5 protein-coding genes are annotated in these 5,214 nt (G+C 39.2%); 4 read left to right on the top strand and 1 reads right to left on the bottom strand.

The window, feature by feature from the left end:
• Positions 1-227 precede the first annotated feature (227 nt).
• Positions 228-677: a GyrI-like domain-containing protein gene (locus J5X91_RS17755; protein WP_208835364.1), complete on the top strand. Its 450-nt coding sequence runs from the start codon at positions 228-230 to the stop codon at positions 675-677.
• Positions 678-798: 121 nt separating this feature from the next.
• On the opposite strand, the gene J5X91_RS17750 is transcribed toward J5X91_RS17755, so the two are convergent.
• Positions 799-1,668: an MYG1 family protein gene (locus tag J5X91_RS17750; protein ID WP_208835363.1), complete on the bottom strand. Its 870-nt coding sequence runs from the start codon at positions 1,666-1,668 to the stop codon at positions 799-801.
• 604 nt (positions 1,669-2,272) lie between these two features.
• Here J5X91_RS17750 and J5X91_RS17745 point away from each other — a divergent pair.
• From J5X91_RS17745 to J5X91_RS17735, 3 genes are all read left to right on the top strand, one after another.
• Entirely contained in the window at positions 2,273-3,790 is a 1,518-nt protein-coding gene (locus J5X91_RS17745; RefSeq protein WP_011329666.1) for a DUF3360 family protein, read from the top strand.
• 307 nt (positions 3,791-4,097) lie between these two features.
• Positions 4,098-4,673 (top strand): hypothetical protein, encoded by a 576-nt coding sequence (locus tag J5X91_RS17740; RefSeq protein ID WP_208835362.1) that lies wholly within the window; start codon positions 4,098-4,100, stop codon positions 4,671-4,673.
• 260 nt (positions 4,674-4,933) lie between these two features.
• Positions 4,934-5,152 (top strand): hypothetical protein, encoded by a 219-nt coding sequence (locus tag J5X91_RS17735; protein WP_208835361.1) that lies wholly within the window; start codon positions 4,934-4,936, stop codon positions 5,150-5,152.
• The last annotated feature ends 62 nt before the right edge of the window (positions 5,153-5,214 follow it).

Below are 5,214 nucleotides of genomic sequence, written 5' to 3'. Positions count from 1 at the left end.
CCACTTAGTCGCTTCGCGACTATTGCCTTATATCACCGACCTAAAGGAACGGTGTTTTACGGCAAAAGTTGATAAAAGAGAGTTTATAATTGCTGTAATAATAAATCCCTTAACCAGAGTTCAAATTAAATAATTTAAAGGACTTATAAATAGTTACAGTCCATAATGGTTTTTCTGTTACGTTATAGTTACGTTAAAGCTAAGTGATTGAAGTAAGGAAGGTCATAATGCAAGTAAAGCAACTCCCAAGTATAACTTTAACTGGTTTAAAGGTAAGAACGTGTAACGCCGATGAAATGAACTCTGGCACTGCAAAAATAACGGAGCTTTGGCAAAAATTTGGTGAAAAGCATGGACAACAGCTAACAAAAAATACAAAAACGTATGGTGTTTACACTAACTATGAAAGCGATGTAACCGGTGAATTTGATGTAATAGCCTGTTGCGACGACTTATCGATTGGAGATCAAAAGTCAGTAAAAGTAACTACCGAGGCAGGGAGTTATTTAGTATTTAACGGGACAGGTGAAATGCCCGATGCGGTAATCGACCTGTGGGGCGAAATTTGGCAATACTTTAGCTCAGACGACTGTCGTTTTACTCGTACCTACAGCTGCGACTACGAATATTACAAAAGTGCTGATGAAGTAGAAATAGCCATAGCGGTTAAAGAATAAAGCTTTAGGCTTTAGGCTTTAGGCTTTAGGCATAATTAAAAACGCTAGCTTAACTTGCTAGCGTTTTTTTATGCGCGTAAATATTAATTTTAGCGTCTAGCACTTTTAAAGCCCTATATTACTAAGCTTCTAGCGCCATTGCTGCCATTTTCATCGCACTTGCAAACGACTTTGCGCCAGCAATAAATAAACCGTTATGACAAAAAACAGCATCTTCAAGCCCAGTTTCGTCCTGAAATTCTTTATCAGATAAACCAGCCCACGGTTTTGGGAGTGACTTGCGGTCTTCAAACGATCCTGGCTCAACCGGTACAGTTTGCACAATCCACTGGCCAGAGTGCGAAGGATAAACCATATATAATGCTTTATCAGAAAGCGCATGCACGGTTTTTTTCCACGGTGTGTATTGCTCTAACACAATTACGCGTGGATCAGCTGCATTTTCAATCGCTTTAGCAACAATTGCTTTTGCATTAATGCCACCGTTAGCCGCAGCTATAAAGCGAGTTAAAATGCGCGATGCAAACTCAACCGCTTCATCAAAACAGGCATCAAAGTTACCCTCTTCTTGCCACGTTGGGTTAAACATTGAAATAGTTTGGCTAAGGCTAATGCCTTTAGCAACGCCTTCAACATGGCCGCAGTCAATTGCATCAATAGTAGAGACTAAACCAGAGTCAATTGCATTGGCTGTTTCTTGGCTGCCTTGGCATATTTCAAGGCCATATTTTTGCCAAATTAAACCAAATGAAGAAAAAGGAATACCATTTTCACGCGCCCCGGCACCGCCACGTTGGTGGTGATCAAAACGGCCTGTCTCTGGGTTATGCTCGCCACCTACATCAATCACAACATCGGCTTTGCTTATAAGCTCCATATCGCGGGTGCGTATAAGTTTAAAAGAAGGATAAATATACTTAAGTGCAGCTACACTAAAAACATCATCTGCATGAAAAGTACCGTTGTGGGTTGCTATCGTTATATCATTCATTGGTTTTGTATCATTTTCTAAAAGGATAAGAAGGTCTCGCTATTTAAACGTTACGGTTTTGAAAATACTTAACAAGTAAAAATCATAAGGCGGATTCTATCTGATGAGCGCTAACAAAAACAGTAAACTGTTTTTTATCCTTGTTAAAGCAATTAAGCTCGCATGCAATAGCCTACTAATTATAGAGAGATGCAAAGCCACACGTTATTATTTTGCTGCGTTATTTTTGTATCAATAACCAAACTTTAGTTAAATTATCAGCTAAAGCATGGCTAAATGCCCTATTTTCTTAAACAACATAATATAAATGCAGATAAAATTATTTTAATTTTTATTATTGCTGTAAGTGCTAAAAAACAACGCATTGCACTTTAACCTTTATAAAAATAAGCTAACCATCTGTTTAAAAACAATAAAAATCACATTTAACATCAAATACTACATTCAGCTATAGGTATATAAATGTTACTAAATAGTTTCATACAAGACCTTTGACTAATCGTAATCTGTTGCTAGCTGCTTTATCCTGCCGCCTCAATTTTTATTTGCTTTAAACAAAGCTGTATTTTTATTTTGAGTGAGCAACTATGTTGCAGGAGAAGCCATGAATACCACGCCGCAAGATGATATTTCATCTGATGCCAAACCAGGAGCGGATACTCAAACCGCTACCAATAGCTATAAAAATCTACACAAGCCTAGCTCTGAGTTTAATAGCCGAGACGAATACCTAGAACACGAGCTGCAAATTATGCAGCCTAAACGCTGGCGCCCAAACTTACCCTTTAGAGACTACAGATTCGAATTTGAAGACGCTATTCCTGCAATGGCTGCCACCATAGGTAAAGTGGTTATGGTTGCCGCTATTGCCGCAACGTTTGCAAGCCCACTGGGTTTAAGTGACGCTTTTGTTTTAGAAAACGTGCGTTACGAATTACTTATCGTCGCCTTTTTTATTATTTTGTTTTCAGGCTTTATTTTACCTACCGCTAACTTAGCCGGTACTCATGGCCCTTTAATCCCGTTAATTCCAATTGTAGTTGCAGCAGGGGGGCACCCTATGGCATTTGGCTTGCTCATAGCTGCCTTTGGTTTAATTTTGGCAATAAGTAAAGGCGGAACCCTACTGGCTAAACTAACCAGTAAAGGCGTATGTGGCGGGCTTTTACTCTACCTAGGGTTTATAGGCATAACCTCGCAAGTTAAAAAGCTGTTTGCATGGGCCGAAGCCATCGATATGACCCACATTGCCTTTATTGTTATTTTTTCCACTATAATTTTATATGCCATGTTAGAGCATTTTAAAAAGCGTTGGTTAGCCGTACCACTTAGCTGTATTTTAGGCGGCGCAATAGCTTTTGCATTAGGCGCACCGTTTGAGTTTCATACTGCACCGGGCCTGCCAAACATGGACCCTATGTACTGGTGGGGCGAAGACACTGGCTGGATGTTAGGCTTACCTACCCTAGAAAGCTTTGTAGTAGTACTGCCATTTGCAGTGCTTGCTGTTGCTATGTGGTCACCGGACTTTTTAGGCCATCAGGTATTTCAAAAAATAAGCTACCCAAAACGTACCGAAAAAGTACAAATGAACATAGACGACACCATGCTTAGCGCATCAGTTAGGCAAACCTTTGGCTCGCTACTGGGCGGCGCTAACTTTGCATCATCGTGGGGCACTTACATAGTGCCTGCAGCCATTGCTAAACGCCCAATACCAGCAGGCGCTATTTTAACCGCACTATTTTGTATTATTGCCGGCGTATGGGGCTACCCTATGGACCTTGCAATTTGGCAACCTGTGCTGTGTGTAGCGCTAATAGTAGGGGTATTTATTCCACTACTAGAAGCCGGCATGGAAATGACTCGCGTAGGTAAAACCACCCAATCAGCTGCTATTGTAGTATTTGCTTCAAGCTTAGTTAACCCAGCATTTGGTTGGTCACTCACCATATTGCTAGACAACTTAGGCTTTATTGGCTGTAAAGAAAGAAGTAAAGAACTCACCCGCATGAGCCGCTGGATCATTCCACTGGTCATGTTTGTACTACTAACCAGCGTAATGGCCATGGTAGGCATGCTGCCAGGTATACCCGCGCTAGTATCAAGCTTTAGGCACTAACTTTAAAAGTTAGCTTAAAGTAAATTACTCCCAGTAAGCGCATTTTATATGCGCTTACTGCGTTTTAAAGCTTAATTTTTTAGGTGGCAGCATAGAGCGATCAGCGGACATTGATATTGGCTAAATATCGTAGTTAATTGATTGGTCAAATTGCTCTTTGCAAATATATTCATGAAAGTGAGCTGTGCACGCATATTGATCTATTTAACGTTACTAAGAAATTTTAGAAAACTTAGTGATAGTAATACCTTAGGTTATTTGTTAAAACTGTATAAAGTAGAAAAATGAGTGTGACATCGGCAGAAATATGCGCGATGAGCGCACTATTAAATTGTTAGCTGCCTCAAGGAAGATAAATACTATGCGTAAACTTATAATGATATTTGCTTTGATTGGTGCTTTAGTTGCTAGTTGGAATTACCTTACTTTGCAAAAAAAACTATCTGGCGTATTAGCCTCAGACCCAAGAAATGAAGGAATTAGTGTTTTTGTCCATTTTGAATGGTTTGTTAACCCAAGCATTATAGTTTTTGATATTAGAGATGTTCAATCAGATAAAAGTCCATTGGATGTTTCAATAGTCCTATTACAGCTGTCTGAGAGTTTAAAAGACAACGAGTACCACAGAGTTGTATTGTCATTTAAAGGTCGCCAAAAATTTATGCTTGAAGGTAGTTACTTTAAGGAAACAGGTATGGAATATGGTATTCAGAATCCTGTTTATACTTTAAGGAGCTTATCTCAAAATGTATACAAACTTGATGGCTCACAAGCTTTTTCAACGTGGACTGGCGGCTTTATCGGTGTGCTTGGAAAGCAAATGGAAGATTTAACTGAGTTTCATAAGCAATGGTATATAAATGAACTAGCTACTGGCAGCTAACAAACTGTTTAAATTGGATAAAATTACGCAGGCTTGGTTTCGCTCCGCTTCACATTATAGCCAACATAAATTTGCCTATTAACAGGGCGTTTTGGCTGTAGAATTACTCTTTTTAAAGAAAACAGCCTGTTTTATGGGTTCCAAATGCATTACCTAATGCTCTAAAAACGCTTAGAATTAATTGCAGGAGCTCGTTTTTTAATTGATTTTGGCTGTTGGAGTTATTCTACAGCCTCGTTAGCCTTCAGGAAAATTTAACTATGGCTTCCCTTTTAGAACATCCTGATTCACAAGAGTTCTTTGACCATACATATTCGCTACTGATGGAAGAGGCTGACAGAGGATGTGTTTTGCTTGGTGTTTCTTTATTGGATGAAGAACTAAATAAAATGTTTAAATCTTTTGTTCCGGAAAAAACAAGCAATAAGCGATTAAAAGAAATATTTGATGGCAAAAGTGCTTTTTGCGTAATACCATGATGCCGATCGCTCAATACCATTCAAGCCGATCACTTTTTTGTCTGTCAGTAGACCTCAGTAAA

It is taken from the genome of Pseudoalteromonas sp. K222D, from assembly GCF_017653575.1.
In the GTDB taxonomy this organism is placed as follows: domain Bacteria; phylum Pseudomonadota; class Gammaproteobacteria; order Enterobacterales; family Alteromonadaceae; genus Pseudoalteromonas; species Pseudoalteromonas nigrifaciens.
Note: the sequence above shows the minus strand (reverse complement) of the source record. Positions and strands in the feature narration are given on the sequence as shown.